The sequence below is a fragment of the Cellulosimicrobium sp. I38E genome (assembly GCF_001647255.1).
GTDB classification, from domain to species: domain Bacteria; phylum Actinomycetota; class Actinomycetes; order Actinomycetales; family Cellulomonadaceae; genus Cellulosimicrobium; species Cellulosimicrobium cellulans_E.
In genome coordinates, this window is the sequence record NZ_LUAZ01000014.1 from 1 (window position 1) to 18,286 (window position 18,286).

The 18,286-nt window shown below is 72.1% G+C and carries 15 protein-coding genes; 10 read left to right on the forward strand and 5 right to left on the reverse strand.

Features of this window, described 5'->3' with window-relative positions; genetic code table 11:
- The 3 genes from A0J59_RS22025 to rpsA form a co-directional block, all read left to right on the forward strand.
- On the forward strand, positions 1 to 201 hold a 201-nt coding region (locus tag A0J59_RS22025; protein WP_220084435.1), incomplete at its 5' end, for a hypothetical protein.
- A gap of 118 nt (positions 202 to 319) precedes the next feature.
- Positions 320 to 1,345: a 6-phosphofructokinase gene (locus A0J59_RS04065; RefSeq protein WP_053370761.1), complete on the forward strand. Its 1,026-nt coding sequence runs from the start codon at positions 320 to 322 to the stop codon at positions 1,343 to 1,345.
- A 203-nt stretch (positions 1,346 to 1,548) separates the two neighbouring features.
- Positions 1,549 to 3,033, forward strand: a complete 1,485-nt coding sequence (gene rpsA / locus A0J59_RS04070) for a 30S ribosomal protein S1 (RefSeq protein WP_047232834.1) — start codon at positions 1,549 to 1,551, stop codon at positions 3,031 to 3,033.
- A 198-nt stretch (positions 3,034 to 3,231) separates the two neighbouring features.
- Here the strand turns inward: rpsA and A0J59_RS04075 are convergent, their stop codons facing one another.
- A complete protein-coding gene (locus tag A0J59_RS04075) occupies positions 3,232 to 5,184 on the reverse strand; it encodes an ABC transporter ATP-binding protein (RefSeq protein ID WP_064315304.1) in 1,953 nt (650 codons plus the stop codon).
- Positions 5,185 to 5,355: 171 nt separating this feature from the next.
- Between A0J59_RS04075 and A0J59_RS04080 the strand changes: the two genes are divergently transcribed.
- The 3 genes from A0J59_RS04080 to A0J59_RS04090 all read left to right on the forward strand — a co-directional run bounded on the left by A0J59_RS04080 (position 5,356) and on the right by A0J59_RS04090 (position 7,222).
- The gene (locus A0J59_RS04080) at positions 5,356 to 5,898 is read left to right on the forward strand and encodes a MarR family winged helix-turn-helix transcriptional regulator (protein WP_255364971.1); all 543 of its coding nucleotides are present in this window, start codon (positions 5,356 to 5,358) and stop codon (positions 5,896 to 5,898) included.
- A 68-nt stretch (positions 5,899 to 5,966) separates the two neighbouring features.
- Positions 5,967 to 6,608, forward strand: a complete 642-nt coding sequence (coaE, locus tag A0J59_RS04085) for a dephospho-CoA kinase (protein ID WP_064315306.1) — start codon at positions 5,967 to 5,969, stop codon at positions 6,606 to 6,608.
- Complete coding sequence (locus A0J59_RS04090) at positions 6,605 to 7,222, forward strand: hypothetical protein (protein WP_053370765.1); 618 nt, start codon at positions 6,605 to 6,607, stop codon at positions 7,220 to 7,222. Before coaE ends, A0J59_RS04090 begins: the two co-directional genes overlap by 4 nt.
- Before the next feature lie 66 nt (positions 7,223 to 7,288).
- On the opposite strand, the gene A0J59_RS04095 is transcribed toward A0J59_RS04090, so the two are convergent.
- Positions 7,289 to 8,653: a choice-of-anchor A family protein gene (locus A0J59_RS04095; protein WP_064315307.1), complete on the reverse strand. Its 1,365-nt coding sequence runs from the start codon at positions 8,651 to 8,653 to the stop codon at positions 7,289 to 7,291.
- Between the two features lie 246 nt (positions 8,654 to 8,899).
- Between A0J59_RS04095 and uvrB the strand changes: the two genes are divergently transcribed.
- The 3 genes from uvrB to A0J59_RS04110 all read left to right on the forward strand — a co-directional run bounded on the left by uvrB (position 8,900) and on the right by A0J59_RS04110 (position 13,424).
- Positions 8,900 to 11,008, forward strand: a complete 2,109-nt coding sequence (uvrB, locus tag A0J59_RS04100) for an excinuclease ABC subunit UvrB (protein WP_047232830.1) — start codon at positions 8,900 to 8,902, stop codon at positions 11,006 to 11,008.
- Between the two features lie 281 nt (positions 11,009 to 11,289).
- Positions 11,290 to 12,294 carry a TerC family protein gene (locus tag A0J59_RS04105; protein ID WP_047232829.1) on the forward strand — a complete coding sequence of 335 codons (1,005 nt, stop codon included), beginning with the start codon at positions 11,290 to 11,292 and terminating at the stop codon, positions 12,292 to 12,294.
- Positions 12,294 to 13,424 carry a TerC family protein gene (locus tag A0J59_RS04110; RefSeq protein ID WP_082918725.1) on the forward strand — a complete coding sequence of 377 codons (1,131 nt, stop codon included), beginning with the start codon at positions 12,294 to 12,296 and terminating at the stop codon, positions 13,422 to 13,424. The genes A0J59_RS04105 and A0J59_RS04110 overlap by 1 nt, the downstream gene beginning before the upstream one ends.
- Before the next feature lie 8 nt (positions 13,425 to 13,432).
- Here A0J59_RS04110 and A0J59_RS04115 read toward each other — a convergent pair whose 3' ends face one another.
- Both A0J59_RS04115 and A0J59_RS04120 read right to left on the reverse strand, forming a co-directional pair.
- Positions 13,433 to 13,732, reverse strand: coding sequence for a YciI family protein (locus A0J59_RS04115; protein ID WP_064315308.1), 300 nt, complete (start codon positions 13,730 to 13,732; stop codon positions 13,433 to 13,435).
- A 91-nt stretch (positions 13,733 to 13,823) separates the two neighbouring features.
- Entirely contained in the window at positions 13,824 to 14,531 is a 708-nt protein-coding gene (locus tag A0J59_RS04120) for an MBL fold metallo-hydrolase (RefSeq protein ID WP_064315309.1), read from the reverse strand.
- 129 nt (positions 14,532 to 14,660) lie between these two features.
- Between A0J59_RS04120 and uvrA the strand changes: the two genes are divergently transcribed.
- Positions 14,661 to 17,645: an excinuclease ABC subunit UvrA gene (gene uvrA / locus A0J59_RS04125; protein ID WP_082918726.1), complete on the forward strand. Its 2,985-nt coding sequence runs from the start codon at positions 14,661 to 14,663 to the stop codon at positions 17,643 to 17,645.
- Positions 17,646 to 17,748: 103 nt separating this feature from the next.
- Here the strand turns inward: uvrA and A0J59_RS04130 are convergent, their stop codons facing one another.
- The gene (locus A0J59_RS04130) at positions 17,749 to 18,234 is read right to left on the reverse strand and encodes an OsmC family protein (protein ID WP_047232826.1); all 486 of its coding nucleotides are present in this window, start codon (positions 18,232 to 18,234) and stop codon (positions 17,749 to 17,751) included.
- Between the last annotated feature and the right edge of the window lie 52 nt (positions 18,235 to 18,286).

Genomic DNA, 18,286 nt, shown 5'->3' on the forward strand with positions numbered 1-18,286 from the left:
GGTGAGAAGTCCGATGCGCACCTGTTCCTCCGTCTCGTCGTCGCGTCGCGCGTCCTCGCGCGCGTGCCCGGCGTCGACGGAGGTGCCGACCTCCGCGGCACCGCGTCGCCCTCAACCCTAGTCAACCCGGCGCCGTGGGTCACGGCCCGGGTGCTCGGGACCTTGGTCGTCGGCGTGCCCGAGGACCGGGACGGGCCGTGACCCACGGCGCCGGGTTGACTAGGGTTGAGGGCGACGCGGTGCCGCGGAGGTCGGCACCTCCGTCGACGCCGGGCACGCGCGCGAGGACGCGCGACGCGACGACGAGACGGAGGAACAGGTGCGCATCGGACTTCTCACCGGCGGAGGCGACTGCCCCGGCTTGAACGCGGCGATCCGGGCCGTGGTCAAGCAGGGGACGGGGGAGTACGGGCACACCATCATCGGCTTCCGCAACGGCTGGCGCGGGGTCGTCGACGGCGACGTGCACCCGCTCGGCCGCCAGGACATCCGGAACGTCCTCCCCGTGGGCGGCACGCTGCTCGGCACGGCGCGGTTCCACCCGCGCGAGGAGGACGGCAGCATGGACGCCGTGCTCGCGACGGTCGAGGCGGAGCACCTCGACGCGCTCATCTGCATCGGCGGCGACGGCACGCTGCACGCCGCGAGCCGCGTCGCCGAGGCGGGCGTCAAGATCGTCGCGATCCCCAAGACGATCGACAACGACGTCGAGGGCACGGACCTGTCCATCGGCTTCCACACCGCGGTGAACATCGCGACCGAGGCCCTCGACCGCGTGCACACCACGGCCGAGAGCCACAACCGCGTCATGGTCGTCGAGGTCATGGGCCGCCACGCCGGGTGGATCGCGGTGAACTCCGGCATCGCGGGTGGTGCCGAGGTCGTCCTCGCCCCCGAGGAGCCCTTCGACATCGACCAGCTCGTGAAGTTCCTGCGGCACCGGCACCGGGCGCACGCGAACTTCTCGATCGTCGTCGTCGCGGAGGGCGCCGTCCCGCGCGAGGGCTCGTCGATGGAGTTCACGCAGCAGCTCGGCCGCTTCGGCGAGATCGTCGCGGGGTCCATCGGAGAGCGCGTGAGCGCGGAGATCGCGGAGCGTACTGGGTTCGACACGCGGCTCACGGTGCTCGGGCACGTGCAGCGCGGTGGCGAGCCCACGCCCACCGACCGCATCCTCGGCAGCCGGTTCGGCGTCGCCGCCGTCGACGCCGTGAGCGCGGGGACGTCGGGCGTGATGACGGCGCTGCGCGGGGAGCGCGTGGAGCTCGTGTCGCTGGCGGAGGTGGCCGGGCGTCCCAAGCGCGTGCCCGAGGAGCTGCTGCGCGTCGCGCGCGTGCTCGCCTGACGCGGGAACGGGTGAAGCCTGCGCGGCCTCCGGCGCCGCGTTGACCACCGGGGTGACACCCGGATAAGGTGGACGGCGGTGCGTTGCGCCTGCCTTCGTCCCGGATCACGACGCCAACCATGACGTCCACGGGTCAGCGGCAGCGGCGCGCCGAGAACCCTACCCGCTCGACTACACCTGTCCGCATCGGAGCATCGAACTCAATGACCATCTCTACCCCCGCGAAGTCCGCACCCCAGGTTGCCGTCAACGACATCGGCACCGAGGAGGACTTCCTCGCCGCCGTTGACGCGACCATCAAGTACTTCAACGACGGCGACATCGTCGAAGGCACGATCGTCAAGGTGGACCGCGACGAGGTCCTCCTCGACATCGGCTACAAGACCGAGGGCGTCATCCCCTCCCGCGAGCTGTCCATCAAGCACGACGTGGACCCCGGTGAGGTCGTCAACGTCGGCGACGCGGTCGAGGCCCTCGTCCTCCAGAAGGAGGACAAGGAAGGCCGTCTGATCCTGTCCAAGAAGCGTGCGCAGTACGAGCGCGCCTGGGGCACGATCGAGAAGATCAAGGAGGAGGACGGCGTCGTCACCGGCACCGTCATCGAGGTCGTCAAGGGTGGTCTCATCCTCGACATCGGCCTCCGTGGCTTCCTCCCGGCCTCCCTCGTGGAGATGCGTCGCGTCCGCGACCTCCAGCCGTACGTCGGCAAGGAGATCGAGGCGAAGATCATCGAGCTCGACAAGAACCGCAACAACGTCGTCCTCTCGCGCCGTGCCTGGCTCGAGCAGACGCAGTCCGAGGTCCGCTCCACCTTCCTGCAGACGCTGCAGAAGGGCCAGGTGCGCCCCGGTGTCGTCTCCTCGATCGTCAACTTCGGTGCGTTCGTGGACCTCGGCGGCGTCGACGGCCTCGTGCACGTCTCCGAGCTCTCCTGGAAGCACATCGACCACCCCTCCGAGGTCGTCGAGGTCGGCCAGGAGGTCACGGTCGAGGTCCTGGACGTCGACTTCGACCGCGAGCGCGTCTCGCTGTCGCTGAAGGCGACGCAGGAGGACCCGTGGCAGACGTTCGCCCGGACCCACGCGATCGGTCAGGTCGTGCCGGGCAAGGTCACCAAGCTCGTCCCGTTCGGTGCGTTCGTGCGCGTCGAGGACGGCATCGAGGGCCTCGTGCACATCTCGGAGCTGGCCGTGCGCCACGTCGAGCTGCCGGAGCAGGTCGTCAACGTCGGTGACGAGGTCTTCGTCAAGGTCATCGACATCGACCTCGAGCGTCGCCGCATCTCGCTCTCGCTCAAGCAGGCCAACGAGGGCGTGGACCCGGAGTCGGACGACTTCGACCCCGCGCTCTACGGCATGGCCGCCGAGTACGACGAGCAGGGGAACTACAAGTACCCCGAGGGCTTCGACCCGGAGACCAACGAGTGGCTCGAGGGCTTCGAGACGCAGCGCGAGGCCTGGGAGGCGGAGTACGCCAAGGCGCACGAGCGCTGGGAGGCCCACCGCAAGCAGGTCGCCGAGGCCGTCAAGGCCGACTTCGACGCCGCGTCGGGCGACTCGGGCTCGTCGAGCTCGTCGTCCTCGAGCAGCAGCACGTCCTACTCGTCGGCCCCGGCCGCCGAGGCCACGGGCACGCTCGCGTCGGACGAGGCGCTCGCCGCGCTCCGCGAGAAGCTGACCGGCAACTGATCTCCTGACGCCCTCCGCCGCTCCGGCGGAGACGTCGCAGGTCGCACGAAGGCCCGCCACCCCCAGGGGTGGCGGGCCTTCGCCGTTCCCGACGGCCGTGTCCGGTGCCGAACAGGTCGTCGCGGTCCGTCGGTGGCCGCGGACGAGCCGGAACCACCTGGTCGGCGGTGCGGGATCTCCTGGTCGGCGGTCAGGCCGTCAGGCCGTGGCGGTCGCCGGCTCCGCTGACGCGCTGGCCGGGTCGACGGCCGACGGCGCGGGCGAGTCCGCGAACTGCGTCCGGTAGAGCGCGGCGTACCGGCCGCTGCGGGCGAGCAGCTCGGTGTGCGTGCCGGTCTCGACCACGCGCCCCGCGTCGAGGACGACGATGAGGTCCGCCTCGCGCACGGTCGAGAGCCGGTGCGCGATGACGAGCGACGTGCGCCCGCGCAGCGCCTCGGCGAGCGCGGCCTGGACCGCGGCCTCCGAGCCGGAGTCGAGGTGCGCCGTCGCCTCGTCGAGGACGACGAGCCGCGGCGCCTTGAGGAACACGCGCGCGATGGCCAGGCGCTGGCGCTCCCCGCCGGACATCCGGTAGCCGCGGTCGCCGACCACGGTCTCCATCCCCGACGGCAGTGCCGCGACGACGTCCCACACGTGCGCGCGCCGCAGCGCGGCCTCGAGCTCGGCGTCGGTCGCGTCAGGCTTGGCGTACCGGAGGTTCTCCGCGATGGAGTCGTGGAAGAGGTGGGCCTCCTGCGTGACCACGCCGACGGCGTCGTGCAGGCTCTCCTGCGTGACCTCGCGCAGGTCGCGCCCCGCGATCCGCACGTGCCCGGAGGTCGGGTCGTACATGCGCGTGACGAGCTGCGACACGGTCGTCTTGCCCGCGCCGGACGAGCCGACGAGGGCGACCATCGCCCCCGCGGGGACGGAGAACGAGACGTCGCGCAGGGTGTCGGTCGTGGGGTCGGCCCCCTCGACGGCGACCGACTCGAGCGAGGCGAGGGAGACCTCGGCGGCCCCCGGGTAGCGGAACGTCACGCTGTCGAGCTCGAGGCTCGCGCCGCCCTTCTCGAGGTCGTCGGCGAGGTCGTCGGCGTCGGGCGCGTCCGTGACGGTCGGCTCGAGGTCGAGCACCTCGAGCACACGCTCGAAGCTCACGAGGGCGGTCATGACGTCGACCTGGACGTTGGACATGGCCGTCAGCGGGCCGTAGAGGCGCCCGAGGTAGGCGGTGAGCGCGACGACCGTGCCGACCGTGAGCGAGCCCGAGATCGCCATGACACCGCCGAGCCCGTAGACGATCGCCACGGCGACGGAGGCGACGACGGTGAGGCCGACGCGGAAGACGGTGCCGTACATGGCCTGCTTCACGCCGATGTCGCGCACGCGGCCGGCCTGGGCGGCGAACCGCGACGACTCGCGCGCGGGGTCGCCGAAGACCTTGACGAGGTGGGCGCCTGCGACGTTGAACCGCTCGTTCATGGTCTGCGCAGCCTCGGCGTTGAGCTCGTAGCTCTCGCGCGTGATCGCGGCGAGGCGCTTGCCGACCCAGCGGGCCGGGAGCACGAACGCGGGCAGCAACGTCAGGGCGAGGAGCGTGAGCTGCCAGGACATGGAGAGCATCGCAGCGAGGACGAACACGACGGTGAGGAGGTTCGAGAAGACGTTGGAGAGCGTCGACGTGAAGGCCTGCTGCGCGCCGAGGACGTCGCCGTTGAGCCGCTGGACGAGCGCGCCGGTGCGGGTCCGGCTGAAGAAGGCGAGCGGCATGCGCTGCACGTGGTCGAAGACGGCGGTGCGCAGGTCGACGATGAGGCCCTCGCCGATGCGCGAGGAGAACCAGCGCTGGGCGACGCCGAGGGCGCCGGAGAGGATCGCGAGCCCGGCGGCGACGAGCGAGAGCGTGACGACGACGCCGACGTCGCCGGCGGTGATGCCGTCGTCGATGATGCGCTGGAACAGCAGCGGCGTGGCCGCGCCCGCGGCGGCATCGATCGAGATGAGCACGAGGAAGGCGGCGAGCTGGCGGCGGTAGGGCCGGGCGAACGTGAGGACGCGTCGGATCGTGCCGCGATGCAGCCGCCGGGACGCGACGGAGGAGTCCTGGCGGAACGAGCGCATGCCGCGCCCGCCGCCCGAGCCGGGGAGAGGTGAGGTGAAAGACATGGGGCCTCCTGGATAGGGGAGGGGCGCGGTCGTCCGCGGCGGCGTGGCGCCGGCCGGCGCGGCCGGCTGGGGGACTCGGTCGCATGGACCGCTCGCGCGACAACGATAGTGAGTCTAACTCACAATGAGCGTTCTCAACAAGACCCCGTCCTGCCGGGTACGCTCGGCCTCGTGACGAGCGATGCGAGCGCGCGCCCCGCACCGGGCGCGGTGGGCGACCCGGCCTCGACGGAGGAGGCAGGGGAGTTCCTCGCGCTCCTGCACGCGGCGCTCCGGAGCGTACGACGCGAGGCCAGCGAGCGTGCCCAGCCGGCGGGGACCACCCCCGGGCAGTACCGGATGCTGCGGTTCCTCGCCCGATGCGACGAGCCCTGCCGGCTCGGTGCGGTCGCCTCCGCGCTGGACGTCGCCCCTCGCTCGGTGACGTCCAAGGTCGACGACGCCGAGCAGGCGGGTCTCGTCCGGCGCACCCCCGACCCGCACGACCGGAGAGCGACGCTCGTCCAGCTCACCCCGCGGGGGCGGGAGGTCGTCGCGCAGGTGGGAGCGGAGCGTTCGTCGAGCGCCGGCACGCTCCTCGCGCGCCTCGACGCCGCCGAGCGTGCCGAGCTCCTGCGGCTCCTGCGTGCCGTCGCGGGCGAGCGGCAGGACGATGCGCGCGGCGGCGACCGACCGGCGGCTGGCGCGGTCGAGCCGCGGGGTGCGCACGGCTGAGCGCTCCGTCCCTCCCAGGGTCGATCGTCCCGGCGCGAGGTCGCCCACCGGCTGGCAGGATGGGGCGCATGTTTCGCATCGGCCTGACCGGAGGAATCGCGGCGGGGAAGTCCGTCGCGCTCGCACGCTTCGCCGAGCTCGGCGCCGTCGTCGTGGACTACGACGCGCTCTCCCGCGACGCGGTCGCGCCCGGGACGGTCGGCCTCGACGAGGTCGTCGAGGCGTTCGGGCCGGGCGTCCTCGACGCCGACGGCGCGCTCGACCGCGCCGCGCTCGGTCGCGTCGTGTTCGGCAACGACGCCGCCCGCGAACGCCTCAACGCGATCGTCCACCCGGAGGTGCGCCGGCTCGCGGCCGAGCACGAGGCGGCGGCCGGAGCGGCCGACCCGCGAGCCGTCGTCGTGCACGACATCCCGCTCCTCGTCGAGACGGGCGACCCCGCGCGCTTCCACTGCGTCGTGGTCGTGCACACGCCCGTGGACGTGCGGGTCGGGCGGCTCGTCGAGGGGCGAGGACTGAGCGAGGACGAGGCCCGCGCGCGCCTCGCGGCCCAGGCGGACGACGCGGCGCGGCTCGCCGCGGCGGACGTGACCCTCGACGGCTCCGGCTCGCCGGAGGCGCTGCGCGAGCAGGTCGACGAGCTCTGGGTGCGGGTCCGCGCCGAGGTCGACGCCGAGGTCCAGGCCGAGATCGAGGAGCACGAGGCGTGACCGTCGTCGTCAGCGGGTTCGAGCCGTTCGACGGCGCCCTCGCGAACCCGTCGTGGGAGACGGCCGCGCGACTCGCCGAGCGCGGGGAGGAGCTCGTGGGCGACCGGGTGGTCGCCGTCCGGCTCCCCGTGACCTTCGCCGGGGCGTGGCCGATGCTCGACGCGGCGATCCGTGAGCACGACCCCGACGTCGTCGTGGCGCTCGGCCTGGCGGGCGGTGCGCCGGGCGTGCGCCTCGAACGGGTCGCGGTGAACGTGCGCGACGCGCGCATCCCCGACAACGCCGGCGACCGTCCGGTGGACGTCCCCGTCGCGGAGGGAGGTCCGGTCGGGTACTGGTCGACGCTCCCGCTCAAGGCGTCGCTCGCGGAGATCCGCGCGGCGGGTGTGCCGGTGGCGGTGTCGAGCACCGCGGGAACCTACGTGTGCAACGACGTCTTCTACGCCCTCATGCACCACTGGGGTCTCGGGCCGGGGCGGCGTGCCGGGTTCGTCCACGTCCCCGGGTCCGACGTCGTCCCGATCGACGATCAGGTCTCCGCCGTGGCCGCCGTCGTGCGGCACGCGCTCCTCGGTACCCCCGAGCCGGTCCTCGCGGGCGGCACGGAGAGCTGAGCGCGGCGCAGGGACGCCGAGGGCCCGGCAGGCGTCCTGCCGGGCCCTCGGTGCGCGCTGGGAGCGTCAGCTCGTCGCGCGCCGACGTGCGACGACGAGGATCGTCGCGCCCCCGGCGAGCAGCAGCGCGGCCACCACGGCCAGCACGACGACCGAGGCGCCCGTCGTCGCGAGGCCGCTCTCCGGCGTGTCGTCGCCCGGCTCGGCGGACGTGGAGGGCGCCTCAGGGCTCGGCGTCGCCGAGTTCTCGGCGGCCGGTGTCGACTCCGGCGAGGGCTCTCCCGGCTCCTCGGTGACCGGGGTCTCCTCGGACGTCGGCGGCGTGGTCACGCCCTCGCCCGGGTTGGGGCCCTCCGGCGACGGCTCCGGCTTGGGCTCCTCGACCAGCGGCGTCGTCTCGCACGGGCCGGCGAACGGGTAGTTGTGGTGCTCGATCCCGGCGCCGCCGGTGTAGGAGACGGCGCCGTTCGCCAGGATGCGCCCGTTGGTCGAGGTCGCGACGGTGAGGGTCGCGTCCGTGCGGGGGACGACGATCGTCCCGGGGAACTGGTCGTTCGTGCCGAGCGTCACCTGCGTCGCGTCCGGGAAGCTCCACAGGAAGTGCGCCGACAGGTGCTGGGCGGCCTGGTAGACGCGCACGCCCCCGTACTCGACGTGCTGGAGCCGCGGCACGTCGACGGTGGTGCCGGTGACGGTGAGGAGCACCGGACCGATCCCGGTGACGTACAGCGTCGTCAGGGTGGAGGCCTGGGCGGCCGTGAGCGTGTACCGCGCGCCCGCCTCGAGCGTCAGGATCCCGTCGCGGGGCGTGGCGGCGACGGCACCGTCGGCGGCGTCGGCCGCCATGCCCGTGACGAGCCCGGGGAGCGCGGTGTAGGGGCGCAGCGCGGCGTCGCGGCCGACGCCCTGCGTGACGATGCCTGGGCGGCCCGGGGCGTTGCGGCTCTCGGTGCTCGGGGTCGCGCCGGTGATCTCGCCGCCGACGACGACGTTGCCGCCGCTCGACGCGTGGAAGCCCACCTGGGTGTTCGTCGCGGTCGCGAGGTCGCCGCCGACGACGAGCATGTCGGTCCCGCCGGCCGGGGTGATGGCCGAGCCGCCGCCCCCCGCGGTCCCGACGTTGAGGCTCCCGGCCCCGGAGAGGTCGGCGTCCCCGCCCACGACGACACGGCCCTCGAGCTCGGTCGCCGTCGTGACGGTGAGCCCGCCCCCCGCCCAGATGCCGACTCCCGCGTCCTCCACGGCAGTGAGCTCGTACACGCCGACCGGTCGCGTGGACGGGTCCGCGGTGCAGACGTCGTCGGCGGTGAGCGTCGGCGCGGCAGCCAGCGGGGCGGCGGTCGCGGGCGCGGCGAGGCCGACGGTCGTCAGGGCGAGCGCGGTGAGCGCGAGCAGGGGGATTCCGCGGGGGCGCGCGGGGTGAAGGCGCATGGTGTCGGCTCCAGGTCGAGGGTTCGCTAGCGGCGCTGACTTACTGCGGGCGGACTCCGTCGCCCGTGGTCCGTGCTGTCAGGCTGCTCCACGGGCGTCGGGGAGCGCGGCAGGGTCGAGGCGACCCTAGGGGTTCCGAATGACACCTTCCAAATCACGTCCGGGTGATTTCCGGGGGCGGCTTCGTGGTGGTGCGTCGACCGCGCGGGGAGGGTCCGTGTGGGTGGCTCGACGTACCGTGGAGTCATGCGTCCTGTGACCGATCTCCAGCGTGCGACCGCCCCGTTCGAGGTCATCTCCGAGTACCAGCCGTCCGGCGACCAGCCGACGGCGATCGCGGACCTCTCGCAGCGCATCCGCGCGGGGGAGAAGGACGTCGTGCTCCTCGGCGCGACCGGGACGGGCAAGTCGGCCACGACGGCATGGCTCATCGAGGAGCTCCAGCGCCCGACGCTGGTCATGGCGCCCAACAAGACCCTCGCCGCGCAGCTCGCGACGGAGTTCCGGGAGCTGCTGCCCAACAACGCGGTCGAGTACTTCGTCTCCTACTACGACTACTACCAGCCCGAGGCGTACATCGCGCAGACGGACACCTACATCGAGAAGGACTCGTCGATCAACGACGAGGTCGAGCGGCTGCGGCACTCCGCGACCAGCTCGCTGCTCACCCGGCGCGACGTCGTCGTGGTCGCGTCCGTGTCGTGCATCTACGGCCTCGGCACGCCCCAGGAGTACGTCGACCGCATGGTCCGGCTCGACGTCGGCATGCAGGTCGAGCGCGACGACCTGCTGCGGCAGTTCGTGACCATGCAGTACACGCGCAACGACATGGCGTTCACGCGCGGCACGTTCCGCGTGCGCGGGGACACGGTCGAGATCATCCCGGTGTACGAGGAGCTCGCGGTCCGCATCGAGTTCTTCGGCGACGAGATCGAGAGCATCCAGACCCTGCACCCGCTCACGGGTGACGTGATCCGGTCCGAGCCGAGCATCCACGTGTTCCCCGCGACGCACTACGTCGCGGGGCCTGAGCGCATGGAGCGCGCGATCTCCTCGATCGAGGCCGAGCTCGCCGAGCGGCTGGACGAGCTCGAGCGGCAGAACAAGCTCCTCGAGGCCCAGCGGCTGCGCATGCGCACCACGTACGACATCGAGATGATGCGCCAGATCGGCACCGCGTCCGGGATCGAGAACTACTCGCGGCACATCGACGGCCGCGAGGCGGGATCGGCGCCGAACACGCTGCTCGACTACTTCCCGGAGGACTTCCTCCTCGTCATCGACGAGTCGCACGTGACCGTGCCGCAGATCGGCGCGATGTTCGAGGGCGACATGTCGCGCAAGCGCAGCCTCGTCGACCACGGGTTCCGCCTGCCGAGCGCGATGGACAACCGGCCCCTGCGCTGGGAGGAGTTCGTCGAGCGGATCGGCCAGACCGTGTACCTGTCGGCGACCCCCGGCGACTACGAGCTCTCGATGGCGGACGGCGTCGTCGAGCAGATCATCCGCCCGACCGGCCTCGTCGACCCGGAGGTGCTCGTCAAGCCCACCACGGGGCAGATCGACGACCTGCTGCACGAGATCCGCGAGCGCGTCGAGCGGAACGAGCGCGTGCTCGTCACGACGCTCACCAAGAAGATGGCGGAGGACCTCACCGACTACCTGCTCGAGAAGGACGTGCGGGTCCGGTACCTGCACTCGGAGGTCGACACGCTGCGGCGCGTCGAGCTGCTGCGCGAGCTCCGCCTCGGCGAGTACGACGTCCTCGTCGGGATCAACCTCCTGCGCGAGGGTCTCGACCTGCCCGAGGTGTCGCTCGTCGCGATCCTCGACGCGGACAAGGAGGGCTTCCTGCGGTCGCCCAAGTCGCTCATCCAGACGATCGGTCGTGCGGCCCGCAACGTCTCGGGCCAGGTGCACATGTACGCGGACAAGATCACGCCGGCGATGGCCGCGGCGATCGAGGAGACCGAGCGCCGTCGCGAGCGGCAGATCGCGTACAACACGGAGCACGGGGTCGACCCGACCCCGCTGCGCAAGCGCATCTCCGACGTGACGGACATGCTCGCGCGCGAGGACGTCGACACGGCCGAGCTCCTCGCGGGCGGGTACCGGCAGCCGGGCAAGGGCGCGAAGGGCAAGGCGCCCGTGCCGGGCGGACCCAAGGAGGGCGCGTCGTCGGGCAACCGGCTCGCGGGCGCCGCGGCGAGCGACCTGGCCCAGCTCATCCAGGAGCTCAGCGACCAGATGCACGCGGCCGCGGGCGAGCTCCAGTTCGAGCTCGCCGCTCGGCTGCGCGACGAGATCTCGGGACTCAAGAAGGAGCTGCGGCAGATGCAGGCCGCGACCGCCTGAGCGGTGCCGGCCGCGCTCCGGACGGGTGGCCCACGAGCGCCCGAGGAACAGTCCACGGTGGCGTGGTGTTGTCACGTCCGGAGGAGCGATGGCCTATGCTGGCTCCTCGTTGAAGGGGAGTATTCCTCCGCGGTGATGTCGTCATCACGGCCGGCGCAGTCGTCGGCCCGGTGTCACCGGTCCCGCAGCCACCAGCCCGCGTCCCGTGCGGGTGCGCGTGGCGGCGCGTGGCGGAAGAGACCTTCGGTACACAGTGCTCCCCACGTACCGGAGGAATCTTCATGGATGTGCCTGTCTGGGCCTGGCTCGTCACCATCGGCGTGATCCTCGCGATGCTTGCCGTCGACTACGTCGGGCACGTGCGCACGCCGCACGCCCCGAGCCTGCGCGAGGCCACCTGGTGGTCCGCCGGCTACGTCGCCGTCGCGGTCGCCTTCGGCGGGATCGTCTGGGCCGTCTGGGGCTCGACGTACGGCGGCGAGTACTTCGCCGGCTACATCACCGAGAAGAGCCTGTCGGTCGACAACCTCTTCGTCTTCGTCCTCATCATGACGAGCTTCCGCGTCCCGCGGCTCTACCAGCAGAAGGTGCTGCTCATCGGCATCACGATCGCGCTGGTCCTGCGGACGATCTTCATCTTCCTCGGCGCGGCCCTCATCGAGAACTTCAGCTGGATCTTCTACGTCTTCGGCGCGTTCCTGCTCTACACCGCGTGGACGCAGGTGAAGGCCGGCTCGGGCCACGACGAGGAGTTCCACGAGAACGGCGCGCTGAAGCTGACCCGCCGCCTGTTCCCGACGACGGAGACGTACGTCGAGGACAAGATGACGGCGAAGATCGACGGCAAGCGCTACATCACGCCGATGCTCATCGTGATGATCGCGATCGGCAGCGCGGACCTGCTCTTCGCGGTCGACTCGATCCCGGCGATCTTCGGGCTCACGCAGGAGACCTACCTCGTGTTCGCCGCCAACGCGTTCTCGCTGCTCGGCCTGCGCCAGCTCTACTTCCTCATCGACGGCCTCCTCGACCGCCTCGTGTACCTCGCGTACGGCCTCGCGGCGATCCTCGGCTTCATCGGCGTCAAGCTGCTCATCCACGCGCTGCACAAGAACGAGGTGCCGTTCATCAACGGCGGTGAGCACATCACCGTCATCCCGGAGATCCCGACCGCGCTGTCCCTCGGGTTCATCGTCGTCGTGCTCACGATCACCACGGTCGCGAGCCTCGCCAAGGACCGCGCCGACCGTCGGCGTTCCGTCGAGAGCTCGGAGGGCTCACGCTGATGGTTCACGAGCTCCCCGTCTGGTTCGAGTGGGCGTCGCTGTCGGCGCTCGCAGTGCTGCTTCTCGTCGACCTGTTCGTCGTAGGGCGCCGCCCGCACGTCCCCTCGATGCGCGAGAGCGCGCTGTGGGTCGGCTTCTACGTCGCGCTCGCCCTCGTCTTCGGGGCGATCGTGGGCGCGGTGGGCGGGGCGGCACCGGCCGGGGAGTTCTACGCGGGGTGGCTCACGGAGTACAGCCTCTCCGTGGACAACCTCTTCGTGTTCGTCATCATCATGGCGAGGTTCGCGGTCCCGCGGGACCAGCAGCAGCGCGTGCTGATGGTCGGCATCATCGTCGCGCTCGTCCTGCGCGGGGCGTTCATCCTCGCGGGCGCCGCGATCATCGCGCAGTTCGTGTGGGTGTTCTACCTGTTCGGCGCGTTCCTCATCTACACGGCGATCAAGCTCGTCGCCGGCGGGGACGAGCCCGAGGAGTACCACGAGAACCGCGCCGTGCGGGCGCTGCGGAAGGTGCTGCCGCTGGGCACGCGGTACGACGGCGGCCGGCTGCGCACGGTCGAGGACGGCAAGCGGGTCTTCACCCCGCTCGTCATCGTGTTCCTCGCGATCGGCAGCACCGACCTGCTCTTCGCGTTCGACTCGATCCCGGCGATCTTCGGGCTCACCCAGGACCCGTTCATCGTCTTCACGACGAACGTCTTCGCGCTCATGGGCCTGCGCCAGCTCTACTTCCTCCTGGGCGGCCTGCTCGAGCGGCTGGTCTACCTGCCGATCGGTCTCGCGGTGATCCTCGGGTTCATCGGCGTGAAGCTCATCCTCGAGGCGCTGCACGAGAACACGCTGCCGTTCATCAACAGCGGCGAGCACCTCGACGCCGTCCCGACGGTCCCGATCTGGCTGTCGCTCGTCGTGATCATCGGTGCGCTCGTGGTCACCACCGTCGCGAGCCTGCTGCGGACGCGGGCGCTGCACGCCCAGGACGACGCCGCTGCCGCTCCCGCGGGCGGCGGCCCCGGGCCCGTGGAGGATGCGGTCGAGACGCCGGCCGACGAGCCGGTGGGCGAGGTCGCGCCGGCGGCCGGCGAGGCACCGCCGTGGGGGACGGGCCCGCAGGACGGCGCCGCGCGCTAGCGTGCTGGTCAGGCGCGGTCCGCCCAGTCGCCGATGACCGGCGCCCAGGGGCGGACGGTGCGCTCGGCGACGAGGCCCGCCCGCCCGAACGGGTCCTCGTCGAGGACTGCGGCGACGGCGTCGGGCGTCTCCGCGTCGAGGACGAGCAGCGCCCCGGCGGGTGCGCCCTCGTACGGAGGCAGGGGACCGGACGCCAGGAGCGTGCCCCGGGCGTACAGGTCGCCCAGGAACGCGCGGTGCTCCGGACGCAGCGCGTCGAGCTCGGCGGCGCGGTCGGCGTAGACGTAGGTGACGGCGTGGATCGGCATGCCGTCAGTGAACCAGGACCCGCGACGGCGCGCGGTCGGGTCCGCGCCTCGGTCGTCACCGCGGCGGCGTCCCGGGCTGGTCCGTCCTCCGCTACCAGCCGCGCTCCCGCCACTCGTCGAGGTGCGGGCGCTCGGCGCCGAGGGTCGTGTCCGCGCCGTGGCCGGGGTAGACCCAGGTCGCGTCGTCGAACCGGTCGAAGACGCGCTCCGTGACGTCCGTGAGCAACCGCTCGAAGCGGGCCGGGTCGCGCTGGGTGTTCCCGACGCCGCCCGGGAACAGCGAGTCGCCCGTGAACAGGTGCACCCGGCCCGCCACCGCCTCCGGCTCGTGCACCTCGGCGGGCTCGCGGTAGGCCAGCGCGACGGATCCCGGCGTGTGCCCGCGCAGCGCCACGACCTCGAGCGCGATGTCCCCGGCGCGGACGACGTCGCCATGACGGAGACGGCGGGTGACGTGCACGTCCGCGGCGGTCGCGGCCGCGTCGGCATCGAGGTCCCCGACGGCCGTCGTCGCGCCGGTGACCGCGACGATCGAGGCGAGCGCGCGCAGGTGGTCCGTGTGGCGGTGCGTCGTGACGACGACGTCGAGGCGCGCGGCCGGCGACCCGTCGCGGACGAGCGCGAGGACGTCGTCGGGCGCGTCCGCGGCGTCGATCAGGACCTGGGCACCCGTCCGCCGGCACGTGAGCAGGTAGACGTCGTTCGCGAGCGGTCCGACGGCGAGCTTGCGGATCTCGACCTCGTCGAGGCGGCGCCGGTCGCTCGGCCCGCCCACGACGACCTGTCCCGTGTACACCATGCCGTCAGTCTGCCGCGGCGGGGACCGTGTCGGGGACGGGTGCGCCCGCGGTGAGCGTTCGTCGGAGGAGGCGCGAAGGTGACGTCGAACACCTGTGCGAATGTGGGTGGTCGGTCGTACGATGCTGCGGTGAGCAATCGCCTCGTCATCTCCGGTGCCCGCGAGCACAACCTCCGCAACGTCGACCTCGACCTCCCGCGGGACAAGCTCATCGTCTTCACGGGCCTCTCCGGCTCGGGCAAGTCGTCGCTCGCGTTCGACACCATCTTCGCGGAGGGGCAGCGCCGCTACGTCGAGTCGCTTTCCGCGTACGCGCGCCAGTTCCTCGGGCAGATGGACAAGCCCGACGTCGACTTCATCGAGGGCCTGTCGCCCGCGGTGTCGATCGACCAGAAGTCCACGAACCGCAACCCGCGCTCGACCGTCGGCACCATCACCGAGGTCTACGACTACCTGCGCCTGCTCTTCTCGCGCGCCGGCACGCAGCACTGCCCCGTCTGCGGCGAGCGCGTGACCGCGCAGACACCGCAGCAGATCGTCGACCGGCTCCTCGAGCTTCCGGAGGGCACGCGGTACCAGGTGCTCGCGCCGGTGGTCCGCGGGCGCAAGGGCGAGTACTCCGAGCTCTTCAAGGAGCTCCAGACCAAGGGTTTCGCGCGCGCCCGCGTCGACGGCGAGGTGCGCACGCTCACCGACGTCCCCGCTCTGGAGAAGAAGCTCAAGCACGACATCGAGGTCGTCGTCGACCGCCTCGTGGCGCGCGAGGGCGTGCAGCGCCGGCTCACCGACTCGGTCGAGACCGCGCTCGGCCTCGCGGGCGGTCTCGTCGTCATCGAGCTCGTCGACGCCGACGCCGACGACCCGGCGCGCGAGCGCCGCTTCTCGGAGAAGCGGGCGTGCCCCAACGACCACGAGCTCGCGCTCGACGAGATCGAGCCGCGCACGTTCTCCTTCAACGCGCCCTACGGCGCGTGCCCCGAGTGCACGGGCATCGGCTTCCGCCTCGAGGTCGACCCCGACCTCGTGGTGCCGGACGTCGAGAAGTCGCTGGGCGAGGGCGCGGTCGCGCCGTGGGCGCAGATCTCCTCGGAGTACTTCGAGCGGGTCCTCACGGCGCTCGCGGACGACCTCGGGTTCTCCATGGACACGCCGTGGCGGGCGCTGCCCGAGCGCGCGAAGAAGGCCGTGCTGCACGGGCAGAACCACCAGGTGCACGTGCGGTACAAGAACCGCTGGGGCCGCGAGCGGCAGTACTCGACCGGGTTCGAGGGCGTCATCACGTTCCTCGAGCGCCGGCACACCGAGACCGAGTCGGACTGGTCGAAGGAGAAGTACGAGGCCTTCATGCGCGAGGTCCCGTGCCCCGTGTGCCAGGGTGCTCGTCTCAAGCCCGAGGTCCTCGCGGTCAAGGTGGGCGGCAAGTCCATCTGGGACGTGTGCCGTCTCCCGCTGCGCGAGGCCGCGGCGTTCCTCGGGGCGCTCGAGCTCGGCGCGCGCGAGCGCGCGATCGCGACGGAGGTGCTCAAGGAGATCGACGCGCGGCTCGGCTTCCTGCTCGACGTCGGCCTCGACTACCTCTCGCTCGAGCGCCCCGCCGCGACGCTGTCCGGCGGCGAGGCGCAGCGCATCCGCCTCGCGACACAGATCGGCTCGGGCCTCGTGGGCGTCCTCTACGTCCTCGACGAGCCGAGCATCGGCCTGCACCAGCGCGACAACCGCCGCCTCATCGAGACGCTCACGCGCCTGCGCGACCTCGGGAACACGCTCATCGTCGTCGAGCACGACGAGGACACCATCCGCACCGCGGACTGGGTGGTCGACATCGGCCCGGGCGCGGGCGAGCACGGCGGTCGCGTCGTGCACTCCGGCGACTACGCGGGCCTGCTCGAGGCGCCGGAGTCCGTCACGGGCGCGTACCTCTCGGGCCGTCGCAGCATCCCGCTCCCGGCGGAGCGCCGCCCGACCGACCCGGGCCGTCAGGTCAAGGTCGTCGGCGCCCGCGAGCACAACCTCACGGGCATCGACGTGAGCTTCCCGCTCGGGACGTTCACCGCCGTGACCGGGGTGTCGGGGTCGGGCAAGTCGACGCTCGTGAACTCGATCCTCTACACGGTCCTCGCCAACGAGCTCAACGGCGCGCGCCAGGTCGCGGGCCGGCACACGCGCGTCACGGGCCTGGACCACCTCGACAAGGTCGTGCACGTCGACCAGGGGCCGATCGGGCGCACGCCGCGGTCGAACCCGGCGACGTACACGGGCGTGTGGGACCACGTGCGCAAGCTCTTCGCGGAGACCACCGAGGCCAAGGTGCGCGGGTACACGCCCGGCCGCTTCTCGTTCAACGTCAAGGGCGGCCGCTGCGAGGCGTGCTCGGGCGACGGCACGCTGAAGATCGAGATGAACTTCCTCCCGGACGTCTACGTGCCGTGCGAGGTGTGCCACGGCGCGCGCTACAACCGCGAGACGCTCGAGGTGCACTTCAAGGGCAAGACCGTGGCCGACGTCCTCGACATGCCGATCGAGGAGGCGTCGGAGTTCTTCGCGGCCGTCCCGGCGATCTCCCGCCACCTCAAGACCCTCGTGGAGGTCGGCCTCGGGTACGTCCGCCTCGGACAGCCCGCGCCGACCCTCTCCGGGGGCGAGGCGCAGCGCGTGAAGCTCGCGAGCGAGCTCCAGAAGCGTTCGACGGGGCGCACGATCTACGTGCTCGACGAGCCGACCACGGGCCTGCACTTCGAGGACATCCGCAAGCTGCTCGGCGTGCTCCAGTCGCTCGTCGACAAGGGCAACAGCGTCCTCGTCATCGAGCACAACCTCGACGTCATCAAGAGCGCCGACTGGGTCGTCGACATGGGACCCGAGGGCGGCTCGGGGGGCGGCAAGGTCGTCGCGCAGGGCACGCCCGAGCAGGTCGCGCGCGTCGAGGCGAGCCACACCGGCCGCTTCCTCGCGGAGATCCTCGACCAGCACGACCCGGTGCCGGTCGGTGCACCGACGAAGCCCGGCGCCGCGCAGACGCCCGCCGCGAAGGGGGCCAAGGGCCGCTCGGCCAAGGCCCGCCGGGCGACGGACGAGGGCACGACGCGCTCGCGCCGCAAGGCCTCCGCGGCCTAGCCGCGACCCGGCAGGGGAGCCCCGGCACGCCGTCGTCGGGCGACCCCGCGGTGACGCGTCCTCGGACCGTCACCGCGGGCGTCCGCGACCACGGACGGAGCGCTCAGGCTGCCGCCCGCCGCGCGGGCGCCGGCTCCACGAGCACGCGGAAGTTCACCGAGCGCGCGATGAAGCAGTGGTCGTGCGCGCGGCGGTGGAGCGCGGCCAGCGACTCCTCGTCGGTCCCCGGGCCGTCGTCGACCACGACGCGGGGGTGCAGCGTGACGTCCGTGAACTGCCCCTCGCCGCCAGACTCGACGCGCATGGTGCCGGTGACGTCGTCCACGTACTCCCGCACGACCACGCCCGCCGCCGCGGCGAGGTGGAGGAACCACAGCATGTGGCACTGCGAGAGGCTCACGACAAACAGCTCCTCGGGGCTGTAGCGCGTCGGGTCGCCGCGGAACGCCGGGTCCGCGGACCCGGGCAGCGGCGGCCTCCCCTCGAGGAGCACGTCGTGGTCGCGGCCGTAGGCCGTGTACGAGGCGGTGCCCCTGTCGCCCGCGCCCGTCCAGCGGACCGTGGCGGCGTACCCGTGGTGTGCGCTCATGGCCGCCACCCTAGCGGGCGGTGGTGCAGGTCACACCACGTCTTCGCCGGGC